The organism is Bradyrhizobium arachidis, assembly GCF_015291705.1.
In the GTDB taxonomy this organism is placed as follows: domain Bacteria; phylum Pseudomonadota; class Alphaproteobacteria; order Rhizobiales; family Xanthobacteraceae; genus Bradyrhizobium; species Bradyrhizobium arachidis.
This window is the reverse complement of record NZ_CP030050.1, coordinates 6,000,456-6,025,362: the sequence shown is the minus strand read 5'-3', so window position 1 is coordinate 6,025,362 and position 24,907 is coordinate 6,000,456. Positions and strand designations below refer to the sequence as shown.

The 24,907-nt window shown below is 65.4% G+C and carries 23 protein-coding genes and 1 pseudogene; 11 read left to right on the top strand and 13 right to left on the bottom strand.

The features are described from left to right. Positions 1–41 precede the first annotated feature (41 nt). Positions 42–1,037 carry a dicarboxylate transporter/tellurite-resistance protein TehA gene (gene tehA, locus WN72_RS28165; protein ID WP_167336497.1) on the bottom strand — a complete coding sequence of 332 codons (996 nt, stop codon included), beginning with the start codon at positions 1,035–1,037 and terminating at the stop codon, positions 42–44. A 182-nt stretch (positions 1,038–1,219) separates the two neighbouring features. On the opposite strand from tehA, the gene WN72_RS28160 reads away from it, so the two are divergent. Next, positions 1,220–1,945, top strand: a complete 726-nt coding sequence (locus tag WN72_RS28160) for a DnaJ domain-containing protein (RefSeq protein ID WP_027559694.1) — start codon at positions 1,220–1,222, stop codon at positions 1,943–1,945. A 223-nt stretch (positions 1,946–2,168) separates the two neighbouring features. On the opposite strand, the gene WN72_RS28155 is transcribed toward WN72_RS28160, so the two are convergent. Beyond that, positions 2,169–4,004 (bottom strand): D-alanyl-D-alanine carboxypeptidase, encoded by a 1,836-nt coding sequence (locus WN72_RS28155; RefSeq protein WP_092220158.1) that lies wholly within the window; start codon positions 4,002–4,004, stop codon positions 2,169–2,171. A 400-nt stretch (positions 4,005–4,404) separates the two neighbouring features. On the opposite strand from WN72_RS28155, the gene WN72_RS28150 reads away from it, so the two are divergent. Next, entirely contained in the window at positions 4,405–4,743 is a 339-nt protein-coding gene (locus WN72_RS28150; RefSeq protein ID WP_024341049.1) for a phasin family protein, read from the top strand. 75 nt (positions 4,744–4,818) lie between these two features. On the opposite strand, the gene WN72_RS28145 is transcribed toward WN72_RS28150, so the two are convergent. Next, complete coding sequence (locus WN72_RS28145) at positions 4,819–6,165, bottom strand: vWA domain-containing protein (protein WP_027559692.1); 1,347 nt, start codon at positions 6,163–6,165, stop codon at positions 4,819–4,821. A gap of 483 nt (positions 6,166–6,648) precedes the next feature. On the opposite strand from WN72_RS28145, the gene clpS reads away from it, so the two are divergent. Both clpS and clpA read left to right on the top strand, forming a co-directional pair. Beyond that, on the top strand, positions 6,649–6,981 hold the full coding sequence (gene clpS / locus WN72_RS28140; RefSeq protein ID WP_027559691.1) for an ATP-dependent Clp protease adapter ClpS: 333 nt from the start codon (positions 6,649–6,651) through the stop codon (positions 6,979–6,981). 282 nt (positions 6,982–7,263) lie between these two features. Further along, the gene (gene clpA / locus WN72_RS28135; RefSeq protein WP_027559690.1) at positions 7,264–9,675 is read left to right on the top strand and encodes an ATP-dependent Clp protease ATP-binding subunit ClpA; all 2,412 of its coding nucleotides are present in this window, start codon (positions 7,264–7,266) and stop codon (positions 9,673–9,675) included. A gap of 95 nt (positions 9,676–9,770) precedes the next feature. On the opposite strand, the gene WN72_RS28130 is transcribed toward clpA, so the two are convergent. From WN72_RS28130 to WN72_RS28115, 4 genes are all read right to left on the bottom strand, one after another. Beyond that, positions 9,771–11,192, bottom strand: a complete 1,422-nt coding sequence (locus WN72_RS28130) for an MFS transporter (RefSeq protein ID WP_092220154.1) — start codon at positions 11,190–11,192, stop codon at positions 9,771–9,773. 165 nt (positions 11,193–11,357) lie between these two features. Beyond that, entirely contained in the window at positions 11,358–12,383 is a 1,026-nt protein-coding gene (locus WN72_RS28125) for an aldo/keto reductase (RefSeq protein ID WP_092220152.1), read from the bottom strand. A 116-nt stretch (positions 12,384–12,499) separates the two neighbouring features. After that, on the bottom strand, positions 12,500–12,736 hold the full coding sequence (locus WN72_RS28120; protein ID WP_092220150.1) for a hypothetical protein: 237 nt from the start codon (positions 12,734–12,736) through the stop codon (positions 12,500–12,502). 95 nt (positions 12,737–12,831) lie between these two features. Continuing rightward, positions 12,832–13,788 carry an AraC-like ligand-binding domain-containing protein gene (locus WN72_RS28115; RefSeq protein WP_092220148.1) on the bottom strand — a complete coding sequence of 319 codons (957 nt, stop codon included), beginning with the start codon at positions 13,786–13,788 and terminating at the stop codon, positions 12,832–12,834. A 197-nt stretch (positions 13,789–13,985) separates the two neighbouring features. On the opposite strand from WN72_RS28115, the gene WN72_RS28110 reads away from it, so the two are divergent. Continuing rightward, on the top strand, positions 13,986–15,002 hold the full coding sequence (locus WN72_RS28110; protein ID WP_027559686.1) for a carbon-nitrogen hydrolase family protein: 1,017 nt from the start codon (positions 13,986–13,988) through the stop codon (positions 15,000–15,002). Positions 15,003–15,030: 28 nt separating this feature from the next. Then, positions 15,031–16,063: pseudogene (locus tag WN72_RS28105) on the top strand (phenylacetaldoxime dehydratase family protein). On the opposite strand, the gene WN72_RS28100 reads toward WN72_RS28105, so the two are convergent. Further along, on the bottom strand, positions 16,060–16,698 hold the full coding sequence (locus WN72_RS28100) for an HAD family hydrolase (protein WP_092220146.1): 639 nt from the start codon (positions 16,696–16,698) through the stop codon (positions 16,060–16,062). The pseudogene WN72_RS28105 and the gene WN72_RS28100 sit on opposite strands and share 4 nt — an antisense overlap. 72 nt (positions 16,699–16,770) lie before the next feature. Further along, positions 16,771–17,787: a TRAP transporter substrate-binding protein gene (locus WN72_RS28095; protein WP_167381160.1), complete on the bottom strand. Its 1,017-nt coding sequence runs from the start codon at positions 17,785–17,787 to the stop codon at positions 16,771–16,773. A gap of 219 nt (positions 17,788–18,006) precedes the next feature. Between WN72_RS28095 and WN72_RS28090 the strand changes: the two genes are divergently transcribed. The 4 genes from WN72_RS28090 (at position 18,007) to tsaA (ending at position 20,693) form a co-directional block, all read left to right on the top strand. Continuing rightward, positions 18,007–18,849: a lytic transglycosylase domain-containing protein gene (locus WN72_RS28090; RefSeq protein ID WP_244553994.1), complete on the top strand. Its 843-nt coding sequence runs from the start codon at positions 18,007–18,009 to the stop codon at positions 18,847–18,849. A gap of 232 nt (positions 18,850–19,081) precedes the next feature. Beyond that, positions 19,082–19,822 carry an AzlC family ABC transporter permease gene (locus WN72_RS28085; RefSeq protein WP_092220142.1) on the top strand — a complete coding sequence of 247 codons (741 nt, stop codon included), beginning with the start codon at positions 19,082–19,084 and terminating at the stop codon, positions 19,820–19,822. Beyond that, positions 19,819–20,169 carry an AzlD domain-containing protein gene (locus WN72_RS28080; RefSeq protein WP_092220140.1) on the top strand — a complete coding sequence of 117 codons (351 nt, stop codon included), beginning with the start codon at positions 19,819–19,821 and terminating at the stop codon, positions 20,167–20,169. The genes WN72_RS28085 and WN72_RS28080 overlap by 4 nt, the downstream gene beginning before the upstream one ends. A gap of 32 nt (positions 20,170–20,201) precedes the next feature. Further along, entirely contained in the window at positions 20,202–20,693 is a 492-nt protein-coding gene (tsaA, locus tag WN72_RS28075) for a tRNA (N6-threonylcarbamoyladenosine(37)-N6)-methyltransferase TrmO (protein WP_027559679.1), read from the top strand. 3 nt (positions 20,694–20,696) lie between these two features. On the opposite strand, the gene WN72_RS28070 is transcribed toward tsaA, so the two are convergent. From WN72_RS28070 to WN72_RS28055, 4 genes are all read right to left on the bottom strand, one after another. Next, positions 20,697–21,122 (bottom strand): HIT domain-containing protein, encoded by a 426-nt coding sequence (locus tag WN72_RS28070; protein ID WP_092220138.1) that lies wholly within the window; start codon positions 21,120–21,122, stop codon positions 20,697–20,699. A gap of 63 nt (positions 21,123–21,185) precedes the next feature. Then, the gene (locus WN72_RS28065; protein ID WP_092220165.1) at positions 21,186–22,427 is read right to left on the bottom strand and encodes a GNAT family N-acetyltransferase; all 1,242 of its coding nucleotides are present in this window, start codon (positions 22,425–22,427) and stop codon (positions 21,186–21,188) included. A gap of 129 nt (positions 22,428–22,556) precedes the next feature. Beyond that, positions 22,557–23,303 (bottom strand): glycerophosphodiester phosphodiesterase, encoded by a 747-nt coding sequence (locus WN72_RS28060; protein ID WP_092220136.1) that lies wholly within the window; start codon positions 23,301–23,303, stop codon positions 22,557–22,559. Positions 23,304–23,308: 5 nt separating this feature from the next. Continuing rightward, positions 23,309–23,776 carry a RidA family protein gene (locus tag WN72_RS28055; RefSeq protein ID WP_014494672.1) on the bottom strand — a complete coding sequence of 156 codons (468 nt, stop codon included), beginning with the start codon at positions 23,774–23,776 and terminating at the stop codon, positions 23,309–23,311. A gap of 256 nt (positions 23,777–24,032) precedes the next feature. Here WN72_RS28055 and WN72_RS28050 point away from each other — a divergent pair, with 256 nt between their 5' ends. Further along, positions 24,033–24,881: a cell envelope integrity EipB family protein gene (locus WN72_RS28050; protein WP_027559675.1), complete on the top strand. Its 849-nt coding sequence runs from the start codon at positions 24,033–24,035 to the stop codon at positions 24,879–24,881. Positions 24,882–24,907: the final 26 nt, after the last annotated feature.

The window sequence follows — 24,907 nt, the reverse complement described above, 5'->3', positions numbered from 1 at the left end:
AGCTAAAGCGCGATGACGATTCATCCTGATCTCATCGCGCTTTAAGCCGGCGCGGCCTGCGCCGGAGATGGCGCCGCGACCGGCGGCGGCAACAGCCGTCCCTGCAGGATCAGGCGCAGCGTGCCGAGGGCGGTCAGTCCGACCACGATGTTCGCGGCGCCAAACAGCCATGGCGCAAGCTGTGCGGTCGCGCCGGTATCGCCATGTCCGACCATCCGGACCGGTGCGATCGCAAGCGCGGTCGCGCCGAACGTAAAGCTCCAATAGGACACCGAGAACGGCTGCTCCATGATCCAGGGCAGCAGGCGGAGCAGCAAAAGCGCCATCATCAGCCCATAGCCGACCAGGACATGCGCGACCATGTCGGGCACGCCGCCATTCATCGCGAGATAGGCGACCGCGCCGACCGAGGGGGGCGCGAGCTGGATGCCAAGCGTCGGCCGCAACGCGACGGGAAGCGTCGCGGCGGTGTAGAGCCGGTGCAGCAGCACGGATTCGATCGCTAGCCAGGAAAAGAAGGCGACGCCGAAAGCCAGTTGTCCCCAATCGGGGTAGCCGAGCGCCGAGGCAACGCCAGCGGTGACGAAGCCGCCGGCAACGGTGGGCAGATAAAGGACCGGTGTCGTTGCGGTGTGATCGCGGTTACCGCGCCACAACAGCCCCGTCCGCCACAGCGCGAAACCGAGTGTGAACGCGGCGCCAGAGCCGAACAGCATGAGGGCGGCAAGATGCGAATAGGGCTCGGCTGCGATTGCGATCAGCATGGTCGAGACACCGGCAAGACCGATGAAGCAGCACTGCACGGGGTGATGGGCTTCGCTGAGCGACTCGGCACGCGCAAAAATCCAGCGCAGGGCGAACAGGACGATCAGCAGCGCCCAGACGATGGACGCAAGGCCGAGCAGGATTTCGCCGACGATCGCCGGCAGTTGCCAGACTTGGTGCGCCGCGCGCCAGGCATTGCCGAGGCCCGCAAGCCCAAGCACGATGCCGAAGAAGGCGGCTGGCACGATCGGCGGCTTGAATCCGTTGCTCATGGTCTCCCCCAACAGCTCGCTCATACCTCTACGGTGCTGATGCGGTCCTAGTTACCGCTGGGCGTGCCGGAATGATCGGACAGGGCGCTTATCGGCAAACGAACGTCTCGTGTCATCAGCCGATCGTGGACGTGAGCGAAGGACGCCATGCTTTTTGACAACAGGGCGACTATATTCCGGCCATGACCCTGATCGCCGGCGCTGTCGCCGTTATCACGCTCTATCTGCTGCTCCAGATGTTCCGCTCCGCCAATCCGGCGGTGCTGGCGCGCACCATCAAGTTTGGCGGCGGCGTCGTCGCGCTGGCCGTCGCGGCCTTCACGGGTCTGCGGGGTGAGTTGGCGGTGGCGATCCCGCTCGGAATCATGGGAGCTGGGCTGCTCGGCTGGACGCCGCTGGCCAACGCGGGCTTCGGCAATGTCGGCGGGCTGTTCGGCGGCGGCGGGACGCGTCCGACCGGCCAGGCCTCGCGCGTGCGCTCGCAGTTCCTGGACATGCGGCTCGACCACGATTCCGGCCAGCTCGCGGGCCAGATCGTCGCCGGGCCCAATGCCGGGCGCGACCTCGACGAGTTCGATCTCGCTGGTCTGTTGGCGATGGTCCCGGCGTTCGACGCCGAGAGCGTGGCCTTACTTGAAAGCTATCTGGACCGCCGGTTTCCCGCTTGGCGTCAGAACGCGCAAAGCGATGCGGCAGGGCGGCAGCGCGGCGCGGCGCCGGGCGGCAAAATGACGGCGGAGGAAGCCTATCAGATCCTTGGCTTGCAGCCGGGCGCGGGGCGCGACGACATCAGCCGGGCTCACAAGTCCCTGATGAAGAAACTCCATCCCGACCAGGGGGGCTCGACGTATCTCGCTGCCCGTGTAAACGAGGCCAAGGATACTCTGCTTCGTACGCATAACGGCTAACTCCGGCAACACGCCACAAACGCCCGTACCGCGTCAGCTCCGCTTCTCCGTTTACCGTCGCCCTGATGCCCGCCATTATCGGCGTGGTCGATCCCTTGCGTAAAGTTTTAACCGTAAAATCTTGACGAGAGGTTGTCGTGGAACAGCCTTTGGCGTCACCGCATCGCAAACGAAAAATGCCCGCGCAAGGCGCGGGCATTTGCTCTGGGAAAGGTCCGGCAGGTCAGTTGCGGACCGTGATGCAGGAGATTTCGGCGCGCTTGAGGGCGCGGCAGACGGCCTCGGCCTGGTCGCGCTCGAGCCCGGCGAAGCGGGCGCGGTAGAGCTTGCGATTGTCCTTGGCGACCACAGGCTCGGTGAACGGATCGGCCTTGCTGAGCAGGCCGCGGGCCGAGTTGCGCGCCGCGTCGATGCGATGCTGGGCTTCGGTCTCGCTCTCGAGCGCGCCAACCTGGACGATCCAGCCGCTATGGGTGACGACCGGCTTGGTGGTGGCGCTCATCTGGATCGGCTGCGGCGCCGGATCGGCGGACGCGAGCTTCGCAGCCGCCGGGGCAGGAGCGGCGGCGGTTCCGGCCGGCAGCACGCCGAGGATGCCGTTGCCGGTGCCAAAGCCCGCCGGCTGACGCGGCAGCTCGGCGCGGGCGACCTCAGCCTTCGGCGCTTCCGGCTGGTTCTGGGGCTCGGGCTTATTGATCAAATCGGCCCGGGCGACGACGGCACCGGAGGTTTCCGCAACGTCGGAGCGAGCCGCAATCGTACTGGTAACCTGCGGAGCGACCGGAGCCGGGGCGGCGGAGGCGACCTTCACGGCGCCGGCCTTGACCTGGACGGTCTTGACCCGGACCGGTTTCATCGGCTCGGACGAGCCGGGAATGATCGAGAGCGGCTGGCTCGAGATCACGCCATTGGTGAGCGGCGCGGGCTCGATCTTGGATTCGGTCGGCCGGACTTCAGGCTTGGGCTGAGCCGGCGGCATCGCCGCGGTCGCAGCGGCGAGCGTCGACAGGCGCGAGGCGAGACGCTGTTGGGCAGTCTCGGGAGCCGGGGCGGCCGCGGCCTGAACCTGCGGCGCGGGACGGGCCGGGGTGTCCGAGGCATCGGCAACGTCGCTGCTCGCGTCTGCGCCGTTGCGTTCGGCGACCGCGGCGACGGTGTGGGTGGTTGCGCCCTTCTCGAGATTCTCGGCGAGCAGGTTGCGCATGATCGCGTCGCGCGAGCCGCCGCTGCGGCCGCCGAGCACCACGCCGATCAGGTGGCGGTTGCCGCGGCGCATCGAGCTCACGAGATTGAAGCCGGAGGCGCGGGTGTAGCCTGTCTTGATGCCGTCGACGCCCTCGACGCTGCCGAGCAGGTGATTGTGGTTGCGGATCGACTGGCCGCGCCAGTTGAACGTCGAGGTCGCGAAATAGCGATAGTAGCGCGGGAAGCGCTCCTGGATGGCGCGGCCGAGGGTGGCCTGGTCGCGTGCGGTCGTGACCTGCTCGTCGTTGGGAAGGCCGTTGGCGTTGCGGTAGACTGTCCTGGACATGCCGAGCGAGCGCGCCTTGCGCGTCATCATCGCGGCGAAATCGTCCTCGTCGCCGGCGATCGCTTCGGCGATAACCACGGCGGCGTCATTGGCGGAGCGGGTGACGAGACCCTTGATCGCGTCCTCGACGCGAATGGTCTGGCCGGCGCGCAGGTTCAGCTTGGTCGGATCCTGATCGGCGGCGTGCTGCGACACCGGCATCTCGGTGTCGAGCTTCATCTTGCCGGACTCCAGGCGCTCGAACAGCAGGTAGAGCGTCATGATCTTGGTCAGCGAGGCGGGGTGGCGGATCCCGTCGGGGCTGGTCGCCTGGAGCACGGAGCCGGAATTGCCATCGACGATGATAGACGCGAATTTGGGGCTGGAGCTCTCGGAGACATCGCGCTGCACCCGATGGCTCACGTGCTGGCGGCGATGGCGCCGCGCCTCGGCCGCGTCGGTGGTGAAGATGACTGCAGTGGTGACTGTAAGAAGCCCGAAAACGCCGACCCGCGCCAAGCGCGAGGAAGACAAGCTTTTACGAAGCATGGAACCCCGTCCCCGTTTCTCACTTGATCACCGGCTCGTGAGGCGAAATTGTGCCCACTGGACCCGGGATCATTACCTGCTCAAGCTGTCCCTCCGCTGGCGTTCGCCACGGGAGACGTTCGGCCTGAGCCGCTGTTCTGGCTAAGGTGATGTTCTCAAACGGCTTTTGACCGCCTGCGGAAGCTGAACACGTCCAGGGAATCAGGGTAGGGGGCCGCGGTTTCCAAAAGCTTAAGGAACCATTGCGAGAAAGCCCGGGAATTTCCGCGACTTGCATCTATGCGTGCATCTGTTTTTGTGCGTCGCACAAGATTCTTGACATTTTTGTGCGTTGCACTAATTGTGGGCAGAGTCAGGGAGCCGGGGCTTCCCGACAAGAGCCAGGGAAAAGGATTGCGAAATGTTCAAGGTTGAAGACTTCCAGAACTACGGGAAAGAGCAGTTCGAGCAGTGCGTCGCCTCCGCGACCTCGGTGCAGCACGGCCTCCAGGCGATCGCGAGCGCCTATGGCGACTACACCAAGAAGTCGTTCGAAGACACCAAGTCCTTCGTCGAGAAGCTTTCCGGCGTGAAGTCGCTGGACAAGGCCATGGAAGCCCAGACCGATTTCGCCCGTTCCGCCTACGAGACCTTCGTGGCGGAATCGCAGAAGATCGCCGGCCTCTACAGCGACCTCGCCAAGCAGGCGTTCAAGCCGGTCGAGACCATCGTCTCGAAGTTCACCCCGGCCGCCAACTAAGCCTTCCCGGTCATCCTGGAATCAAAAAGCCCGGCTGATCCAGCCGGGCTTTTTTTGTTGTTGTGGCGGGTGGCCTCAGCGCGCCACGCGCAGCTTGGACAGCGAGGTGCCGATGTCCTTGAACACCGAGACGGTCTGGTCCGCCGACGTCACCAGATAGAACTTGTCGGAGCTGCTGGCGCAATATTGCAGCACGCTCGAGGTCGCATCGTGGCCGGTGTTGACCTGCACCGTGTAGATCGTGATGTTCGCGGCCTTGGCGTTGTCGCACAGCTTCTTCTGCCGCGCGTCGATCTGCGAGGCATTGTTGTACCAGCGGTTCTGCGTGTTCAGACCGTCCGAGAGCAGCACGATCGCGTCCTTGTAGGTGTAGTTGGTGTCCTTGGCCGGCGCGTTCATGGGATCGCCGGTCGACAGCGTCATCCAGCCCCAGGCGAGCCCGATGCCCTGGTTGGTGTTGCCGGTCGGCTTCATGTTGTCGATCACGGTCTTGAGCGAGGACCAGTCGTAGCTCAGCGGCACGATCGGCTGCAAATAGGCCGAGCTTCCGGATCGGCAATACGAATATTGGTCGGCCGGGAACAGCGTCCCCGCATTGCCGCTGGTCGGCGTGGTGTTCTTGGTGTCGTAGTCCTGGTCGCGGTCGACCACGCAACCGGTCCAGGTGCTGTGATCGGCCGGCGTCCACTTCCAATTGTTGCAATTATTGTTGCTGCCCGATGTGCAACTCCAGCTGCCGTTGGCGGCGTCCCAGTCGCTGAAGTCGATCCAGTACTTGTTGTAATTGCTGGCGCCGACATTGACGTCCTTGGCGAACGGCACGATCGAGATGTAGACGTCGCCATTGGTCTTGGCGAGGGCGCTGAGCTGATCGACGAGGTTCTTGGCGGCGGTCTGCATCGCCGGCATCTTGCCGTCGTCGGCCATCGATCCGGTGTTGTCGAGCACCATGGCGACGCGCATGCGCACCAGGCCCCAGGCGCTGGTGGATGTGGTGCCGATGTCGAGCGTCGGGAAGCCGGCGATCTTCATGAAACTGGTCGTGTAGGTGCCGCTTCCGGTGACCTGGATCGTCGAGCCCATGCTGGTGCTCGCGGTGTAGGTGGCCGCGACGCTGACGGTCGGGATCGCGTTGGTGCCGGTGAACAGCGCGTTGAAATACTGCTGCGCCTTGGTGCTCAGCTGCGACGTGGTGATGGCGCCGGTCGACAGGTCCTTGGAGAGCATCAGCGCGGTGGAGTCGAGGGCGGCCTGCATCGAGGTGCGGGCCTGGACTGCACGGCTGTAGTCGACCGCGGCGCCGATGAATGTCAGCACCGGGACCAGCGCGATGGCGAAGATCACGGCGATATTGCCTTGCTCGGCCGCTGCAAAGCGGGCGAGCTGTCGACCAAGACGGCGGATAACGGGCAGGCGAAACATGACGATCCCCGAAATCTGTAAATTTTGCCCGATTTCGCGCCAAGCCCTTGAACGGCAGGTAAACGGGGCCGTAGAAAACCGGAGATACCCCGCGAGAAACCGTCGCGGCCGCGTTGCAGCCGGGTTCCTGGTCAACAGGTTCTAAACGGGTGGGCGGAAATTTTTGTCAAATCGATCCGGATTGATTAACCTTGGCCAGGATCGCCCGGACCGGAGTCGGGACCGCCGCGGCCGCATCGGCCAGACCTTTGCACGCTTGCGGCGAGCCGGGGGCAGGCCCATATTGCTAGCGAACGATCCGGCTGGACCGGATCCGTCGGGAGCGGCGATCCAACAAGGCGGCGCGCCAGTGCGAAGCTCCGGAGGGCGGGGTTGCGCGGCGAGCCGTTATCCGCTTCCGTTGGGAATTTGAACACCTGAGCCATGCCGCACCTGTCTTCCAGACTCGACCTGTCCGCGCCAGCCGCTGCCCACGCTCCGCGTATGAGCAATGACGACAACCGCTCGGGCGGCCCGACTGCGCCGAGCACGTCGGTCATCACCAAGGTCAAGCCCAAGACCAAGCGGCCGAACCTGTATCGCGTGCTGATCCTGAACGACGACTACACGCCGATGGAATTTGTCGTCCACGTGCTCGAGAAGTTCTTCCAGAAGGATGTCGAGGCTGCGACCAAGATCATGCTGCACGTCCATCACCACGGCATCGGCGAGTGCGGGGTGTTCACCTACGAGATTGCCGAGACCAAGGTGACGCAGGTGATGGATTTCGCCCGCAAGCACCAGCATCCGCTGCAATGCGTGATGGAAAAGAAGTAATCGCGCGTCGCGTTCCTTAGAGTGGTTCTGTTTGTGTGGTGTGTGACGGCAGCAGATCCCGCTGCATGATCCGGCGAACATCGGCGCGCGCGTCAATCCTGCCCAAATGGGTAGTCCTGCCCAAATCGGAACGGGTTTTGCATTGAAAATACCGCAGGCGTGTCGCTGCCGAGTCGCGGAACCGGTCTTTCGCCGCGATCTTGTATAACTATATGTGACAAAGGTTGTTGTTGCCTGACCGGGCGATGGCGATCATGATGGTGGGGGCCATAGAGGACGCGAATGCCGACTTTTTCCCAAAGCCTTGAACAATCCCTGCATCGTGCACTGGCGATCGCAAACGAGCGTCATCACCAATACGCGACGCTCGAGCATCTTCTGCTCTCTTTGATCGACGATTCCGATGCAGCTGCGGTCATGCGCGCCTGTAGCGTCGATCTCGACAAGCTCCGCACGAGCCTCGTCAACTATCTTGAGACCGAATTCGAGAATCTGGTGACGGATGGCGCCGACGATGCCAAGCCGACGGCCGGTTTCCAGCGCGTGATCCAGCGCGCGGTGATCCACGTGCAGTCGTCCGGTCGCGAAGAGGTGACCGGCGCCAACGTGCTGATCGCGATCTTCGCCGAACGTGAAAGTCATGCAGCGTATTTCCTGCAAGAGCAGGACATGACGCGCTATGACGCCGTCAACTACATCAGCCACGGCATCGCAAAGCGGCCTGGTGTGTCCGAGGCGCGCCCGGTTCGCGGCGTCGACGAGGAGACCGAGGCCAAGGGCAACGAGGACGCCAAGAAGAAGGGCGAGGCGCTCGAGACCTATTGCGTCAACCTCAACAAGAAGGCGCGCGACGGCAAGATCGATCCGGTGATCGGACGCAATTCCGAGATCAACCGTGCGATCCAGGTGCTGTGCCGCCGGCAGAAGAACAACCCGCTGTTCGTCGGCGAAGCCGGCGTCGGCAAGACCGCGATCGCGGAAGGTCTCGCCAAGCGCATCGTCGACAGCGAGGTGCCGGAGGTTCTGGCGGCTGCGACCGTGTTCTCGCTCGACATGGGCACGCTGCTCGCCGGCACGCGCTATCGCGGCGACTTCGAGGAACGCCTGAAGCAGGTGCTGAAGGAGCTCGAGGCTCATCCCAACGCCATCCTGTTCATCGACGAGATCCACACCGTGATCGGTGCGGGTGCGACCTCGGGCGGGGCGATGGACGCCTCGAACCTGCTCAAGCCGGCGCTCGCCTCGGGTACCATCCGCTGCATGGGCTCGACGACCTATAAGGAATACCGGCAGCACTTCGAGAAGGACCGCGCGCTGGTGCGGCGCTTCCAGAAGATCGACATCAACGAGCCGACGGTCGAGGATGCGATCGCGATCCTCAAGGGCCTCAAGCCTTATTTCGAGGACTACCACCGGCTGAAATACACCAACGAGGCGATCGAGGCTGCGGTGCAGCTGTCCTCGCGCTACATCCACGACCGCAAGCTGCCCGACAAGGCGATCGACGTGATCGACGAGTCCGGTGCGGCGCAGATGCTGGTGGCCGAGAACAAGCGCAAGAAGACCATCGGCATCAAGGAGATCGAGACCACGATCGCCTCGATGGCGCGGATCCCGCCGAAGAGCGTGTCGAAGGACGATGCCGAGGTGCTCAAGCATCTCGAGCAGACCCTGAAGCGCACCGTGTTCGGTCAGGACAGGGCGATCGAGTCCCTTGCCGCTTCGATCAAGCTGGCGCGTGCCGGCCTGCGCGAGCCGGAGAAGCCGATCGGCTGCTACCTGTTCTCGGGTCCGACCGGCGTCGGCAAGACCGAGGTCGCCAAGCAGCTCGCGGCGACGCTCGGCGTCGAGCTGCTGCGCTTCGACATGTCCGAATACATGGAGCGGCACACCGTGTCGCGCCTGATCGGCGCGCCTCCCGGCTATGTCGGCTTCGACCAGGGCGGCCTGCTCACCGACGGCGTCGACCAGCATCCGCATTGCGTCGTGCTGCTCGACGAGATCGAGAAGGCGCATCCCGACCTCTACAACGTGCTGCTCCAGATCATGGACCACGGCCGGCTCACCGACCACAACGGCAAGCAGGTCAACTTCCGCAACGTGATCCTGATCATGACCACGAATGCGGGCGCGGCGGATCTCGCCAAGCAGGCGTTCGGCTTCACGCGCTCGAAGCGGGAAGGCGACGACCACGAGGCGATCAACCGGCAGTTCGCGCCGGAATTCCGCAACCGTCTCGATGCCATCGTCTCGTTCGGCCATCTCAGCGTCGAGGTGATCGGCACCGTGGTCGAGAAGTTCGTGCTTCAGCTCGAGGCGCAGCTCGGCGATCGCGACGTCACCATCGAGCTGTCCGAACCCGCCAAGGCCTGGCTGGTCCAGCACGGTTACGACGAGCAGATGGGTGCGCGTCCCATGGCACGCGTGATCCAGGAGCACATCAAGAAGCCGCTGGCCGACGAGGTGCTGTTCGGCAAGCTCAAGGGCGGCGGCCATGTCCGCGTCGTTCTCGTCAAGGACGAGGCCGACGAGACCAAGGACAAGATCGGCTTCGAGTTCGTCGAAGGGCCGGTCACGCCGAAGCAGGAAAAGCTGCCCGGCACCCGCAAGCGCCCGCCGGGCAAGTCCAAGCCGGGCGGCGGCCCCGGCGGCTCGAAGGGGCCGACCTCGAAGGGCCCGCTGGTCAAGGCTTGATCGCGAGCGACATGAATCGAAAAGGCCGGCTGAAAAGCCGGCCTTTTGTTTTGGCGAAGCCGGCAGCGCCTCGCTTGAAACCAGGTGTCGTGCGCTCAATCCCCCTTCATCCGCTGCCCGTCCTGCACCCGCACATGCTCGGCGCCGCGCGCGCCGGTGGGCGACAGGCGCAACATGCTGAGCAGCGCGCCGCATAGCGCAAAGCCGACGCCGGCCAGCAGCGCGATCCTGGTTCCTTCCTGCGGATAGCGGCCGAGGAACAGCGCGACCAGCGCGGCCCCGGTGGTCTGGCCGAGCAGCCGGGCGGTGCCGAGCATGCCGCTGGCGCCGCCGGTGCGCTCGCGCGGGGCGGCCGCGATCATGGTGCGGTTGTTCGGCGTCTGGAACAGGCCGAAACCGAAGCCGGCGAGGGCCATGCGCCAGGCGATGTCGAAGGCGCCGGGCTCGGCCGGCAGCATGGCGAGGGAGGCGAGCCCGCCCGCGAACAGCAAAAGGCCGATGCCGCCGAGCAGGCCGGCCGGGTAGTGCTCGACCAGCCGCCCGGCGAGCGGGGCGGCGAACGCGACCGTGATCGGCCAGGGCGTGATCAATAGCCCCATATGCACGGCCGAATAGCCGAAGCGGCTTTGCAAGTAGAACGGTATCGCAACGAAGGCGAGCATCTGGGCGCAGAAGGAGGCGATCGAGGTCGCGATCGACAGCGCGAAGATCGGGATGCGCAGCAGATCAACCGGCAGCAGCGGCGCGGCCATATGCGTCTCGCGCCAGATCAGGGCGGCGCCTGCGACCGCAGCGACGGCGAATTCGATCAGGCAGGTGAGAAGGGGCTCGCCATGGCCGACGCTGTCGACCGCGAAAATGCCGACGCCGAAGGTGACGGCGCTCAGCCCCGCGCTCTGCCAGTCGAACGAATGCGCCGCCAGACGCGTGTGCGGCAGGCACCGCGCGCCGAGGACGACCGCGACCGCACCGATCGGCACGTTGATCGCGAACAGCCAGGGCCAGCTGCCGACGGCCAGGATGGCCGATGCCAGCGTCGGCCCGACCGCCGCCGATACCGCCACGACGAGCGCGTTGCGCGCGATGCCGCGCCCGAGCAGCGCATGCGGATAGGTGAAGCGGACCAGCGCGGTGTTGACGCTCATGATGCCGGCCGCGCCAAAACCCTGGATGATGCGCGCGATCGTCAGCATCGGCAGCGATTGCGCGACGGCGCAGAGGGCGGAGGCGATGGTGAACAGTGCAAGTCCGGCCAGGTAGACGCGCCGGTAGCCCACGATCTCGCCGAGCGAGGCGAGCGGCAGCAGCGAGATGGTGATGGCGAGCTGGTAGCCGTTGACGATCCAGATCGAGAAGGCCGGGCTCGCCTTGAGGTCGGCCGCGATGGTCGGCAGCGCCACATTGGCGATGGCGCCGTCAATCACGGACATCGTGATGCCGAGCGCGATGGTGAGGATGGCCCATCGGCGCTGCGGCAGCGGCAGGCCGTCGGCCTGCTCGATCGTGACTGTCGACATTGTGAGCGGCGTCTGGTTTGGCGAATCAAACGTGCCAGCTGGCGGAGTATTGCGCCAACCGGACAGGACCGCGATAGTTCCGCAACCGGTCTCCACGACCGGCGCGGTCATCTTGCGCCAGATGTAGAGCTCAATAAGCCCGCGCCGAGGCAGATCGACCGGCGGCTAGACCGCCGGTGGATTACGGTCCGTGAAGGTCACGCGCTGGTGCCAATAGGGATAGGGTAGCGTCACCTTGCTCGCCTCATCGAGCTTGGTGATCTGGTCCTTGGTCAGCGACCAGCCGACCGCGCCGAGATTCTCGCGCAGCTGCGCTTCGTTGCGCGCGCCGATGATCAGTGTCGACACCGTCGGACGCTGGAGCAGCCAGTTCAGCGCGATCTGCGACACGCTCTTGCCGGTTTCCTTCGCGACCTCGTCGATCGCATCGACCACGCGATAGACGTGCTCGTCCGGCACGGGCGGACCGAACTCGGCCGTCTTGGGCAGGCGGCTCACCTCGGGCTTCGGCTGGCCGCGGCGGATTTTTCCGGTGAGGCGTCCCCAGCCGAGCGGCGACCAGACAACGGCGCCGAGCCCCTGGTCGAGACCAAGCGGCATCAGCTCCCATTCATAGTCGCGTCCGATCAGCGAATAGTAGGTCTGATTGGCGATGTAGCGCGGGAAGCCGTGCTTGTCGGCGACGGAGAGGGACTTCATCAGGTGCCAGCCCGAAAAATTCGAGACGCCGACATAGCGAATCTTGCCGGCGCGCACGAGCACATCGAGGGTGCTGAGCACCTCCTCGGGCGGCGTGAAGGCGTCGAAGCCGTGGAGCTGGAACAGGTCGATGTAATCGGTGCCGAGCCGGCTCAGCGAGGCGTCGATGGCGGTGAGCAGATGCTGCCGCGACGAGCCGATGTCGTTGGGGCCATCGCCGAAGCGGAACGTCGCCTTGGTCGAGACCAGCACCTTGTCGCGGCGGCCCTTGATGGCTTCGCCGAGAACGCGCTCGGATTCGCCGAGCGAATAGACGTTCGCGGTGTCGAACATCGACACGCCAGCCTCGAGGCAGATATCGAGAAGGCGCCGCGCTTCGGTTGCGTCCGTCGTGCCCCAGGCGGCAAGGCGGCCGACGCCGCCGAACGTGCCGGTCCCAAGACTCAAAGCGGGCACCATGAGGCCTGACCGGCCCAAGCGTCGGTATTCCATTGATCTGCTCCTCGGCCGGCCGCTGATTGATCAGTGCGGCCTTGGGGTGCAATGGTAATGCAAGTACGCGCGCTGTCCTACGCCACGCTCACATACCGGCCTTGCTTGGAAACGGCCTAGTCGTGCAGACGCATGTCATCGAGTGCGGCATCGGCAACGCGTGGACCGGGCGTCTTCGCCGAAGACTGCGCCTCGATCCGTATCGGCGGCGAGGGGAAACAGGCAACTTCGGTGTCACGCGCCTGCCGCGGCAGGAGCGTCAGGCTCCAGCCCACCAGGACGAGGACTGCGAGCCGGATCGCGATCACACCCAGCAGCAGCTCAGATCCGCTTATCGTGCCGTGAGTCCTCATGTGAGCCAGCCTGATCCAGGCTGCGAGGCAAGACAATCTGGAATTGGCGAGCATTGCCTTCGCTTACGGCGAAGGCTCGTGGTGATGGCTGACCGTCAGTGCCGTAACTGGCTCTGCCGGAAGTCGCGCGGCGACATCCCAAAATGCTCACGGAAGACGCGGCCGAAATGCGAGAGGTCGTTAAAGCCCCAGGCAAACGCGATCTCGCTGATGTGGCGGTGCGCAAGCACGGGCGAAGCGAGGTCGCGCCTGCATTGGGCGAGACGCTCGGCAAGCACATAGCGCTGGAACGACATGTCCTCGTCGGCGAGCAGATCGTTGACGTAGCGCGGCGAGATGCCGAGTGCGGCGGCGGTTTCCGCCGGCGAGAGGTCGGGATCGGAGAGGCGCGCGCGGATGTGCGCCTTCAGCCGGTAGAGCAGGGCGGAACGGTGAGTCGAGGACGGCAGGGATGCCTTGCCAAGCCGTTCGCTCAGTGCCATCGCCAACAGATCGACGGCCTGCTCCGACAAGGCCGCGGCATGATCCGGCGCAAGCTGGTCCGCGCTCTGGCAAAGCCGCAAGATGAAATCGTACGCCAGCCGCTCCAGCGGTGCGTCAGCCCCGAACGACATCGCAGTGAGCGTCTCGGTGGCGCCGAGCCGGCGCTGCAGCATTTCCCGTGGCACCTTGAAGATGGTCTGCGTGAAGGCGTCGTTGAACTTCAGCTCATAGGGCCGCGTGGTGTCGTAGAGCGCGAATTCGCCGGGATGGATCACGGTCTCGCGGCCGTCCTGCACCACGCCGCCGTGACCGCGGTTGCCGAGCGCGATGAGAACGAAATCCTGATCCGAACGCGCGATGCGCGAGGGCGTGCGGAACACGTGCTGGCGGTCGGAGCAGACCTCCGAGCACACCGCCTTGCCGAGCGGGGCCTGCGTGACCGAGCCGCGAAAGGCGCTGCCGAGATCGGACTTGCAGTCGAGCCCGACGAAGACGTCGCAGACGATGTCCTGCCACAGCGCCAGCCGCCGGTAGCCGGGGCTGCCGTCTGTCGTGAACTGGATTGGCATCGGCAAGCCTCCCTTTCACATCCTGCAAAACTGCATGCTGGCGCGGATCGAGCCTTGGCGGAGGCAAATTCCGTACCGGGTCGGCGCTTCCGTCCAGTCGAGTTTTTGTTCCGCCGCGGTCGAGCGCGCGGCCGCCCGGCTTGGCCAAATAGACTGCATCGGACGTGGCTTCCGATCAACCGGCAATGGAGGCGGGAATGGGCATCGAACATCCGAAATACAAGGTGGCGGTGGTGCAGGCGGCGCCGGTCTGGCTCGATCTCGACGGCTCGATCGACAAGTCGGTCGCGCTGATCAGGGAGGCCGCCGAGAAGGGCGCCAAGCTGATCGCCTTTCCCGAGGCCTTCATACCCGGCTATCCCTGGCACATCTGGATGGACTCGCCGGCCTGGGCGATCGGCCGCGGCTTCGTGCAGCGCTATTTCGACAATTCGCTGGCCTATGACAGTCCGCAGGCCGAGCGGCTGCGCGAGGCCGTGCGGAAAGCGCGGCTCACCGCTGTGATCGGCCTGTCCGAGCGCGACGGCGGCAGCCTCTATCTCGCGCAATGGCTGATCGGGCCCGACGGCGAGACCATCGCAAAGCGCCGCAAGCTGCGGCCGACCCATGCCGAGCGCACGGTCTATGGCGAGGGGGACGGCAGCGATCTTGCTGTCCACGCGCGGCCCGACATCGGGCGCCTGGGGGCGCTGTGCTGCTGGGAGCATCTCCAGCCGCTGTCGAAATACGCGATGTATGCCCAGAACGAGCAGGTGCATGTCGCGGCCTGGCCGAGCTTCTCGCTCTACGATCCGTTCGCGCCAGCGCTCGGGGCGGAGGTCAACAACGCGGCCTCGCGCGTCTATGCGGTCGAAGGCTCCTGCTTCGTGCTCGCGCCTTGCGCGACCGTCTCGCAGGCGATGATCGACGAGCTCTGCGACCGGCCCGACAAGCACGCGCTGCTGCATGCCGGCGGCGGCTTTGCCGCGATCTACGGCCCTGACGGCAGCCAGATCGGTGACAAGCTGGCGCCGGACCAGGAGGGCCTCTTGATCGCCGAGATCGATCTCGGAGCCATCGGTGTCGCCAAGAATGCGGCTGATCCCGCCGGGCACTATTCGCGGCCGGACGTGACGCGGCTCCTGCTCAACAGCAAGCCCTACAAGCGCGTCGAGCAGTTTGCACTGCCGGTCGATACCGTCGAGCCCACGGACATCGGCGCGGCGGCGAGCTGATCGCCGAGAGCAAGGGGAGAGCACGATCATGGAATCCGCAATTCCTCTGCATCTCGAAACGGCGCGTACGCGCCACAAGCGCGTGCCCGATGATTACCAGCCGCCATATCCGTCCTTCGTGGCGCGCTACAAGCCGGCCGTGAGCCGCGTCGTGATGGCTTATTTCGGTATCCAATATCGGGGCGCGGCGCCGGCGGCCGCAACAGCGGCGCTGGAAGACATCGCCGGGCTCTTCGTGGAGAACGGCCCATCGCATTGGGACCGCGCGCATTATGTCGACCAGGCCGGCTACGAGACCATCGTCTCGGTGGCCTATTGGGACGACGTCGCGCGCTTCGACGCCTGGTTTGCGCCGGCGCGCCTGGACTGGAAAGCCGCGCGAAGGCATCGGCACCTTCATCGAGGTGCTGCGTCCTGCCGTCGCGCGGCACGAGACGCTGTTCTCCTCGCCCGACCGGCCCGAAGGCGTCGCCGTCATCGCAGGCGGCATGAGCGGCGAGATACAGGAGCACGCTTATTGGGGCGGCATGCGCGATCGCATTCCGCTGTCGCAGACCGATCCGATGTCGCCGGGCGGCACTCCCGAGCTGATCCGTGATGGCGCGCGGCTCCGCGTGAAACCGCATGACAATCTCTGCCTGATCCGTTCCGGCCAGGACTGGAGCGATACCGAGGCGTCCGAGCGGAAGCTCTATCTCGACGACGTCGAGCCGGTGCTGCGTGAGGGCATGGATTTTCTGCGCGACGACGGCCTTGGCATCGGCTGCTACGCCAACCGCTACATGCGTGTGCTCGCGGATGACGGCAGCGCGAGCGAAAAGTCCTACGGCCAGAGCTGGTGGAAGAGCCTCGCTGCGCTCGAGCGCTGGGCGGAGTCGCATCCGACCCACGTCAGGATCTTCGGCGCGGCGATGAAGTACCTCTCGACGCTCGGGCCGTCAGCCAAGCTGCGGCTTTATCACGAGGTCACGGTGGCTGCCGCGGACGAGCAGTTCTTCGAGTATCGGAACTGCCACGCGAGGACCGGCATGCTTGCGGCGGTGGAAACCGTCAGCGCCTAGGCCACGCAGTGGCCGAGCAGCTCGGGATGCGCGGCGCAGATGTGATGCGCGCCGGCATCCCGCAGCTCGGCCTCGCTGCCATAGCCGTAGAGCACACCGATCGCGGTCATGCCGTTGGTGCGCGCGCCGACCACGTCATGGCTGCGGTCGCCGATCATGATCGCGTCGGCGGGATCGACCCTAGCTTCATCGAGCGCGTAGCGCAGCAGGTCGCGCTTGTCGACGCGCGTGCCGTCGAGCTCGGAGCCGAACACGCGCTCGAAATAGGGCCGCAGGCCGAAATGATCGATGATGCGGGTGGCATAGACTGCCGGCTTGCTGGTCGCCACGAATATGCGCTGATGCGTCGCGGCAATCGAGGACAATGTGTCCTTGATCCCGCCATAGGCCTCGTTCTCGAACAGGCCGACATCGCTGAAGCGCTCGCGATAAAGCAGGAGCGCGCGGTCGGCGAGTTCCGAGCTGCCGGTGAGCTTCTCCAAGCTGGCATGCAGGGGCGGGCCGATGCACCAGACTAGCTCGTCCTCGCTCGGCACCGCGACGTTCAGCCGCTCCAGGGCGTACTGGATCGAGCGGGTGATCCCGGGTTTCGGGTTGGTCAGCGTGCCGTCAAGATCAAAATAGATTGTTTGCATCCGGGCCCGTCCCCTTGGGGTAAGACGGGTCCGTTGCTAGTCGGATCAGGCGTCAAGTCAAGGCCCGTCGCGTCATTGCTGCCGGGCCCATGCGACGATCGCTGCGGCGTCTGGACCGGCCTGGGCTTCCCAGGTGGCGATCGTGCCGGTCGCGGCGTTGCGGAGCGCTCCGATGAGAGATTGCGGCGCGGGCTCGGCGATGGTGACGCCGTTGTCGCGCATGCGCGCGTAATTCTCGGCGGTGCGATGGGCGAGCAGCGCGAACTGGCTCTGCTCGGTCTCGGCCGCGGCCGCCATCACCTCGCGCTGCATCGGCTCGGACAGCTCCGCGAACGCTTCGCTGCGGACGAAGGCGATCGAGATCGGCATCGCATAATTGATGGCCGTGAAATGCGGCAGGAAGTCCCAGAGCTTGCGTCCCGCACCGCCATCGCCGGAGGTGAGGAAGGCGTTCAGCTGGTGTTCCTTCAGTCCGGCGAGCGCCTTGTCCATCGGTAGGAACTGCGCATTGGCGCCGGCGGTGCGCATCACCGCGCTGGAATTGGCGTCGTAGGCGCGCAAATTCAGCTTCGGCAAATCGTCGGCGCCGCCGAGCGCATGATCGGACCAGAGGCCCGTCGCCGGCCAGATCGTCACATAGAGCAGCTTCAGCCCGCGAGCGGCGAACGCCTTCTCGTAGAGCGTGCGGGCCCGCGCATTGGTGGCGCGCGCGACGTCGACCGATTGCACCAGGAAGGGCAGGGTGGAGAGGCCGAGCACCGGGTCGAGGCCGGACAGCGCGCCCGCAAAGGCATCGCCACCGGCGATGCGGCCATCCAGCGCCGCTCGCGGCATCTCGCCTGAATTGATCCTGAGCTCGTTGTCGAACGCGCTCGTCACGGTCACGAAACCGTTTGTGCGCACTGCGACGCGATCGGCGAAAGTGGTGAGGCCAATGCCGGAAATGTTGTTTTGCGGGTATTCGGTGGTCATCCGCCAGCTGACTTGCGCCAGTGCCGGCGCGGCGGACAGGACGAGGGCGGCTAGGGCCAGGATCGCGCGGATCCGTTTGGCGGGGTAGTGCATTGGGAGAAACAGGTCAGGCAGCATATATTGGCAACTCGTCGAACCATGGCACGATGCCACAACATGGCGGATCATCTTGTCGCATGTGGCGCCGGTAGGCGCCACAGCGTTGCTTGGGCAGAGTTGGCGCGAATTGCGTCAATCCTCGTTGTCGCGCTGCTCGTCCCGACGTCGCCGGCGGCGGCGTGGGACAGCTCGCCGGCAAAGACCAATGTTGCTGTTCCCAGCGTCGAGGAGCTTGCGATGCCGCCGCCAAAGCCGGCGGATGCGCGCGAGAGTGACACGCGGGAATCGATCTGCCTGATCGTCGAAGCTGCGGCCCGCGATGCCAACCTGCCGCTGGAGTTCTTCGCCCGCGTTATTTGGCAGGAGAGCCGCTTCCAGGCCGATGCGGTGGGACCGATGACGCGCAGCGGCGAGCACGCACAGGGGATCGCGCAGTTCATGCCGGGCACCGCGAGCGAGCGCGGGCTGCTCAATCCCTTCAATCCGGTGCAGGCACTGCCGAAGTCGGCCGAATTCCTGAACGAGCTGCGGAACCAGTTCGGCAATCTCGGACTCGCGGCCGCCGCCTACAATGCGGGACCGCGCCGGGTGCAGGAATGGCTCGCCGGCACCGGCGGCATGCCGGAGCAGACTCGCAACTATGTCTATGCCATCACCGGCGCGAGCGTCGATGCATGGGCCAAGGCCGGCAGCACCGGCAAGGCGCCGCCGAGTTCGCCGCCGACCAGCTGCCGCGATCTGATGGCGCTGCTCAAGCGCGCGCCAAATCCCTTCGTCGCCGAGCTCGAGCAGCATGTGGAGCTCGCCGCCGCAAAGATCTGGGGCGTGCAGCTCGCGGCCGGCTTCGACCGCAACAAGGCGCTGGCGATGTATTCCCGGGCCGTCACGAAGCTGAGCGCCGTGATCGGCGAGCGTGATCCGAGCCTGCTGAGCTCGGTGATGCGCAGCCGCGGCACGCGCGCGTTCTACCAGGTGCGCATCGGCGCGGACACCCGCAACGAGGCGGATGATCTGTGCAATAAGATCCGCAAGGCCGGTGGCGCCTGCTTCGTGCTGAAGAACAGGGGCGTGAGCGGGTAGCTCCGCTCGTCATTCCGGGGCGCGCCCTCTGGGCGCGAGCCCGGAATCCATCGCTCGGCAGTATCTGCGGCCCAATGGATTCCGGGTTCGCGCTTCGCGCGCCCCGGAATGACAGCGGTGATGCTGCGCCGGCGCCACCCGCGCATGCCAGCCCCGCCGCGCGCTTCCTTGACGCGGGCCGCCGCATTGCCCGTTATGCAGGCACGATTCCGCAACCTCGGCCGGCCGTCCCTTGGCGCTTCCTCCACTCGATTCCCCTCAATGGCAAAGTCCCTGGCGCGCCTTCGGCTGGGGGCTGCGCTCGATCACGCAGACGATCCTCACGCTCGTCCTGTTCGCGACCTATCTGGGCATCGGCGCGCTCGCCCATGACAGCCATTTCAGCCTGCTGTGGGCGCTCTGCTCGACGCTGTTCGTCTGGGCAGGTCCGGCGCAGATCATCCTGATCACCACGCTCGGGTCGGGTGCGACCATCATCCAGTCGGCGATCGCGGTGACCGTCAGCGCCATCCGCCTGTTTCCCATGGTGGTCTCGGTGCTGCCGCTGATGCGCACGCCGACGACCAAGCGGCGCGAGCTGTTCTTCGCGGCGCATCTCACCGCCGTGACGCTATGGGTCGAGTGCCATCGCTTCCTGCCGCAGGTGCCGCGCGAGCGGCGGATCGCCTTCGTCAATGGACTGGGCTTCGGTCTGGTCTCGGTGTGCCTCACCGCCAACACGGTCGGCTATTTCCTCGCCGCCAACCTGACGCAGACGCTGGGTGCCGCGATCCTGATGCTGACGCCGCTGTCGTTCCTGTTCTCGACCGCGCGCAACAGCCGTGAGGTCGCCGACGTCGTCGCGCTGGCGCTCGGGGTTCTGCTCTATCCGTTGGCGGCGAAGATGAACTCCGGGCTCGACATCCTCGTCAGCGGCCTCGTCGCCGGCACCATCGCCTATGGCGTGCACTGGTGGCGCGAGGTGCGCGCATGAGCTACGCGCAGCTGATCGGCGACTGGCACGCGCTCGTCGTGCTGTTCGTCGCCGGCGTCGTTCCCAACCAGATTTGGCGCATGCTGGGCCTGTGGTTCGGCGGCGGCATCGACGAGGGCTCCGAGCTGCTGGTCTGGGTGAGGGCGGTCGCGACCGCGATCCTGGCCGGCGTCATCGCCCAGATCGTGGTCCAGCCGCCGGGCGCGCTGGCCAGCGTGCCGGATGCCTTGCGCTACGGTGCGGTCGGCGCCGGCCTCGTCGTCTTCCTGCTGACCCGCCGCTCGATTTTCGCGGGCGTGGTGACGGGCGAACTCTTCATGCTGGCCGGCACATGGTGGTTGGGCTAAAACCGCCGGCGAACAGCCAAGGAACTGGAAATATGGTTCGCGAAAACGAGCTCCGCGAGGGCGAGGTCGCCATCGAGCTGCCGCCTGTGGAGGATGCCGGCCTCGTCTTCATCGGCCGCATCCGTACGCCCTGGACCTCGCGGCTGGAGACGCCGCGACAGGGGCGTCACGACGGCCCGATCTGCCGCCTCGAGATTTTTGAGCCGTTCGTGCCCGCGATCAAGGGCGTCGATTTCTACAGCAATCTCGAAGTGCTGTACTGGCTCGACAAGTCGCGCCGCGACATCGTTCTGCAAAGCCCGAAGAACAACGAGAAGACCCGCGGCACCTTCTCGCTGCGCTCGCCGGTGCGGCCCAATCCGATCGGCACCTCGATCGTGAAGCTGGTCGGCATCGAGGGAAATACGATTCTGGTGCGCGGCCTCGACTGCATCGACAACACGCCGCTGATCGACATCAAGCCCGATCGCTGCGAATTCACCCCGCTGGCCGCGCCGCAGCCGGGGGACTTTCAGACGGAATGAGGCTCAGCCCTTCAGCGCCGCAATCAGCTTCGCCGCATGCTCCTCGAGCACCTTGACGTCTTCCTTGCGGCTCGCCGGCGGCAGCATCGCGACGCCGTCATGGCGTGGCATCACGTGCATGTGGAGATGAAACACCACCTGTCCGCCGGCAGGCTCGTTGAACTGCTGCACGGTGATGCCGTCGGCGTCGAACGCCTTCATCGCGGCCGCTGCGATCTTGTGCGCGGCGCGCGCGACATGGGCATAGTCGTCCGGCTTGATGTCGAGGATGTTGCGGGCGGGGGCCTTGGGGATCACCAGGGTGTGGCCGGGCACGCGCGGCATGATGTCGAGGAAGGCGAAGACGTACTCGTCCTCGTACACCTTGTTGCAGGGCAGCTCGCCGCGCAGGATCTTTGCGAAGATGTTGTTGGTGTCGTAGGCGGTCATGGCGGCTCCCAGGAATTCTGAGCTTGGAATTTTGCGCTTACTGTCACCAGCGACGGCAAACCGTCAAGGCGCCTCGCCGATGCCTTTGCGGAACGGGCCGAGCTCGGCGAGCTCTCGTCCGGCTTCCGCGACATAGGCGCGCTCGCGCTTGAGGTAATCGCCGATGGCGCGGCGCAGGCCGGGATCGGCAATGAAATGGGCGGAATGGGTCGTGCGCGGCAGGTAGCCGCGCGCGATCTTGTGCTCTCCTTGAGCGCCCGCCTCGACATGGGTGAGGCCGCGTTTGATCGCGAAATCGATCGCCTGATAGTAGCAGACCTCGAAATGCAGGAAGGGATGATGCTCGACCGCACCCCAGTTGCGGCCGAACAGCGTGTCCGAGCCGATGAAGTTGATCGCGCCCGCGATCCAGCGGTCGTTGCGGCGGGCCATCACCAGCAGCACGTCCTCTGCCATGGTCTCGCCGACCAGCGAGAAGAATTCGCGCGTGAGATACGGCCGGCCCCATTTGCGCGAGCCGGTCTCCATGTAGAATTCGAAGAACGCGTCCCAGGCGTCTTCGGTGATGTCCTTGCCGGTGAGCCAGTGGATGCTGATGCCGGCCGCCAGCGCATCGCGCCGCTCGCGCTTGATCGATTTGCGGTGGCGCGAGTTCAGCGTCGCCAGAAAATCGTCAAAACTCGCAAAGCCCTCGTTGCGCCAATGGAACTGCTGGTCGGTGCGCTGGAGGAAGCCGTGCTGGGCCAGCAGCTTCCACTCCGTCTCGCGGGCGAAGGTGACATGCACCGAGGAAGCCTTGCTGACACCGCACAGCGCGACCAGCCCGCTCGCCAGCGCCTCGGTGATATGCTCATGGTCGACGCCGTCGCGCACCAGCAGCCGTGGGCCCGTGGCCGGCGTGAAGGGAACCGAGACCTGAAGCTTTGGATAGTACCGTCCGCCGGCGCGCTCATAGGCATCAGCCCAGCCGCGGTCGAAGACGTATTCGCCCTGGCTGTGTGATTTGAGATAGCAGGGCACAACTCCGGCAACGCGGCCGTCGAGCTTGGCCACGAGATGCCGCGGTCCCCAGCCGGTGCGGATCGTTGCCGAACCCGATTTCTCGACGGCAGATAAAAATGCGTGTGAGACGAACGGGTTATAGGCCGGTTTTGAGAGGCCGAGGGAGCCGCCTGGACGAGCGGATGAGGTTCCCGCGCCAAGCCCATTGCACTTGCCGCCGGGATTGGCGCAGGCGTCCCAATCCTCGGCAGACACCTCGCCAATGGAAGGGACCGCCTCGAGCGTGATTTCAGATGATGCCATCGATCCCAAGATCGTGCATTGCAGCAGCGACTTCAAGAGGCGGGGGAACACAGCTCTCGTGCCCCGGCTCTGCGCAGCAACGCTGGCGCGTTGCAGCGCCTCCGGGACACGAAAGCGCCGTTGGCAAGCCTACGGCACGAATCCCTCAAAGATCATCTGATCGGCATACTGCCCGACCCGCGTCCGCTGCTCGGGTGTGCGAACGGTCCAGCCCAGCAGGGCGCAGCCGAACACGTTGCGGGCGATCCAGGGGGCGGGGGCCGGGAGGTGGTCGACCTTGAAGGCGACGAAATGCGGCTGGGTCTGAAAACCGTGGCGCAGGTACAGCATGCTGTCGCGCTGCTCTTGCGTCAGGTAGGCCCAGTACTCGTCCTCATAGGTCCGCTGCGCGACGATGCCGCGCGAGCGGCTCGGTAATAGCTCGCGCAGCGCCAGCACCTGGTCGGGATCGAAGGACATCCCGACGGCGGGGCCGTCATAGGACGCCAGCACCTCGGCCATCCGCTTCACCAGCTTGCGGTCGCCGCCAAAATGGCTCTTCACCTCGATCACCAGCGGCACGCGGCCGGCGACCATGGCGCAGAGATCGCTGAGCGACATCATCCGCTCGTCGGTGTCCTTGAACTTGATCGCCCTCAGCTCCGCCGCGGTCTTCGAGACCACCTCGCCGGTCGCCTCGGTGAGACGGCCGAGCGCGTGGTCGTGGTGGATCATCGCCTCGCCGTCGGCGGAGAGCTGGATGTCGACCTCGATCGCGAAATTTCCGGCGATCGCAGCCTGCACCGCGCCCGGCATGTTCTCGACGATGCCGCGGGAGATGTCGTGCAGGCCGCGATGGGCGACCGGCCGGGCTGTCAGCCAATCCGGAGCGCGCATGCGCGTCAGGCGACCTCGAACACGCCTTCGACCTCGACCGCCGCATCCGCGGGCAGCGAGGCGACTCCGACGGTGGTGCGGGCGTGGCGACCCTTGTCACCGAAGGCGGCGACCATCAGGTCGGAGGCGCCGTTCAGCACCTTCGGCCCGTCCAGAAAGTCCGGCGCCGAGTTGATGAAGCCGCCGAGGCGTACCACGCGCACGACCTTGTCGAGGTCGCCGAGGGCAGCCTTGACCTGGGCCAGCAGGTTGACCGCGCAGCCGCGCGCCGCCGCAGCGCCGTCCTCGATCGAGACGCCGGCGCCGAGCTTGCCCTTGGCGATCAGCTTGCCGGCAGGGTCGAAGCAGACCTGGCCGGAGACGAACAGCAGATTGCCGGTGCGCACGAACGGCACGTAGTTGGCGACGGGGGTGGGGGCCTCGTGCAGCTTGATGCCCTGTTCCGCCAGTTTCTGCTCGACCGTGCCCGCCATGTTCGACCTCGTTGTCCAAAAATTCGTCCAGGATTCGTCAGCCGGGGCGCTATCTGTTGGCCCGGCACGTCCTGTTTCGCCCATCGTACCGCCACATGCAAGCAACCGGAGGCGACGCATTTTGTTGAGGCAGGGCAGGCGGTTCAACGCAAAGGCCGCAACTTTACGTGAAACGGCCTCAGTTGCGACGCAATGGAACAGTCATTAAAATGTCGAATCTGCGCTTTCGCCAAGGACGCGTCTCCAAGGAACAGACATGGTGCACCTTTTCCGGACTTCGCTCGGTGTGATGGCGCTCGCGGCGGCCAGTTTCGGCCCCGGCTGCGGGGCGCAGGCCGCCAACGGTCCGTTCCTCGCGCACCAGGCGCTGTATGATTTGAGCTTGGTGAAATCGCGCTCCAATTCGGTCAACAGCGCGCGCGGCCGCATTCTCTACAACTTCACCGGGAGCTCCTGCGAGGGCTACACCTCCGAATTCCGCCAGGTCTCCGAGCTCGACAGCGGCGAGGGCAAGGTCACGCTCAGCGACCTCCGCTCCAATTCCTGGGAAGACGCCGCGGGAAAAAGCTACCGCTTCAAGATCGAGACGCGGATGAACGAGGCCGATGCCGGCCGGGTCGACGGCTCGGCGGAGCGCGACGGCGACCACATCAATGTCAAGCTAAAGTTGCCGGCGCCCAAGACCTTCACCCTCGACGGCAAGATCGTGTTCCCGACCGAGCAGATCCAGCGCATCATCGCTGCTGCCAAGGACGGCAAGTCGCTGCTCGAGCTCTCCGTCTATGACGGCTCGGACGACGGCCAAAAGGTCTACAACACGCTGACCGTGATCGGCCAGCCGATCCCTGCCGACCGCGCCGCCACCTCATCCGATCCGTCGACCTCCGACGAGCACATGAAGTCGCTCAGGCGCTGGCCCGTCACCGTCAGCTATTTCGACCGCGAGTCCCAGCAGAAGGAAGGCGAGCAGACGCCGGTCTATGCGATGGCGTTCGAGCTCTACGAGAACGGCGTCTCCCGCCAGCTCGTGCTCGACTACAACGATTTCGTCATTTCCGGCGCCATGGGCAAATTCGACGTCAAGGACAGCAAGCCCTGTAATTAGGCACCAAGTCCCGGCGAGCATTTGCG

What these genes read in the sequence shown, in the direction of transcription:
- WN72_RS28060 (WP_092220136.1), bottom strand. Translation starts at nt 23,303, where the DNA reads ATGCGCGCTCCGGATTGGCTGACAGCCCGGCCGGTCGCCCATCGCGGC.
- WN72_RS28095 (WP_167381160.1), bottom strand. Translation starts at nt 17,787, where the DNA reads ATGCTGCCTGACCTGTTTCTCCCAATGCACTACCCCGCCAAACGGATC.
- WN72_RS28100 (WP_092220146.1), bottom strand. Translation starts at nt 16,698, where the DNA reads ATGCAAACAATCTATTTTGATCTTGACGGCACGCTGACCAACCCGAAA.
- clpS (WP_027559691.1), top strand. Translation starts at nt 6,649, where the DNA reads ATGAGCAATGACGACAACCGCTCGGGCGGCCCGACTGCGCCGAGCACG.
- WN72_RS28055 (WP_014494672.1), bottom strand. Translation starts at nt 23,776, where the DNA reads ATGGCGGGCACGGTCGAGCAGAAACTGGCGGAACAGGGCATCAAGCTG.
- clpA (WP_027559690.1), top strand. Translation starts at nt 7,264, where the DNA reads ATGCCGACTTTTTCCCAAAGCCTTGAACAATCCCTGCATCGTGCACTG.
- tsaA (WP_027559679.1), top strand. Translation starts at nt 20,202, where the DNA reads ATGGTTCGCGAAAACGAGCTCCGCGAGGGCGAGGTCGCCATCGAGCTG.
- WN72_RS28070 (WP_092220138.1), bottom strand. Translation starts at nt 21,122, where the DNA reads ATGACCGCCTACGACACCAACAACATCTTCGCAAAGATCCTGCGCGGC.
- WN72_RS28155 (WP_092220158.1), bottom strand. Translation starts at nt 4,004, where the DNA reads ATGCTTCGTAAAAGCTTGTCTTCCTCGCGCTTGGCGCGGGTCGGCGTT.
- tehA (WP_167336497.1), bottom strand. Translation starts at nt 1,037, where the DNA reads ATGAGCAACGGATTCAAGCCGCCGATCGTGCCAGCCGCCTTCTTCGGC.
- WN72_RS28080 (WP_092220140.1), top strand. Translation starts at nt 19,819, where the DNA reads ATGAGCTACGCGCAGCTGATCGGCGACTGGCACGCGCTCGTCGTGCTG.
- WN72_RS28050 (WP_027559675.1), top strand. Translation starts at nt 24,033, where the DNA reads ATGGTGCACCTTTTCCGGACTTCGCTCGGTGTGATGGCGCTCGCGGCG.
- WN72_RS28145 (WP_027559692.1), bottom strand. Translation starts at nt 6,165, where the DNA reads ATGTTTCGCCTGCCCGTTATCCGCCGTCTTGGTCGACAGCTCGCCCGC.
- WN72_RS28110 (WP_027559686.1), top strand. Translation starts at nt 13,986, where the DNA reads ATGGGCATCGAACATCCGAAATACAAGGTGGCGGTGGTGCAGGCGGCG.
- WN72_RS28160 (WP_027559694.1), top strand. Translation starts at nt 1,220, where the DNA reads ATGACCCTGATCGCCGGCGCTGTCGCCGTTATCACGCTCTATCTGCTG.
- WN72_RS28150 (WP_024341049.1), top strand. Translation starts at nt 4,405, where the DNA reads ATGTTCAAGGTTGAAGACTTCCAGAACTACGGGAAAGAGCAGTTCGAG.
- WN72_RS28090 (WP_244553994.1), top strand. Translation starts at nt 18,007, where the DNA reads ATGCCGCCGCCAAAGCCGGCGGATGCGCGCGAGAGTGACACGCGGGAA.
- WN72_RS28115 (WP_092220148.1), bottom strand. Translation starts at nt 13,788, where the DNA reads ATGCCAATCCAGTTCACGACAGACGGCAGCCCCGGCTACCGGCGGCTG.
- WN72_RS28065 (WP_092220165.1), bottom strand. Translation starts at nt 22,427, where the DNA reads ATGGCATCATCTGAAATCACGCTCGAGGCGGTCCCTTCCATTGGCGAG.
- WN72_RS28130 (WP_092220154.1), bottom strand. Translation starts at nt 11,192, where the DNA reads ATGTCGACAGTCACGATCGAGCAGGCCGACGGCCTGCCGCTGCCGCAG.
- WN72_RS28120 (WP_092220150.1), bottom strand. Translation starts at nt 12,736, where the DNA reads ATGAGGACTCACGGCACGATAAGCGGATCTGAGCTGCTGCTGGGTGTG.
- WN72_RS28125 (WP_092220152.1), bottom strand. Translation starts at nt 12,383, where the DNA reads ATGGAATACCGACGCTTGGGCCGGTCAGGCCTCATGGTGCCCGCTTTG.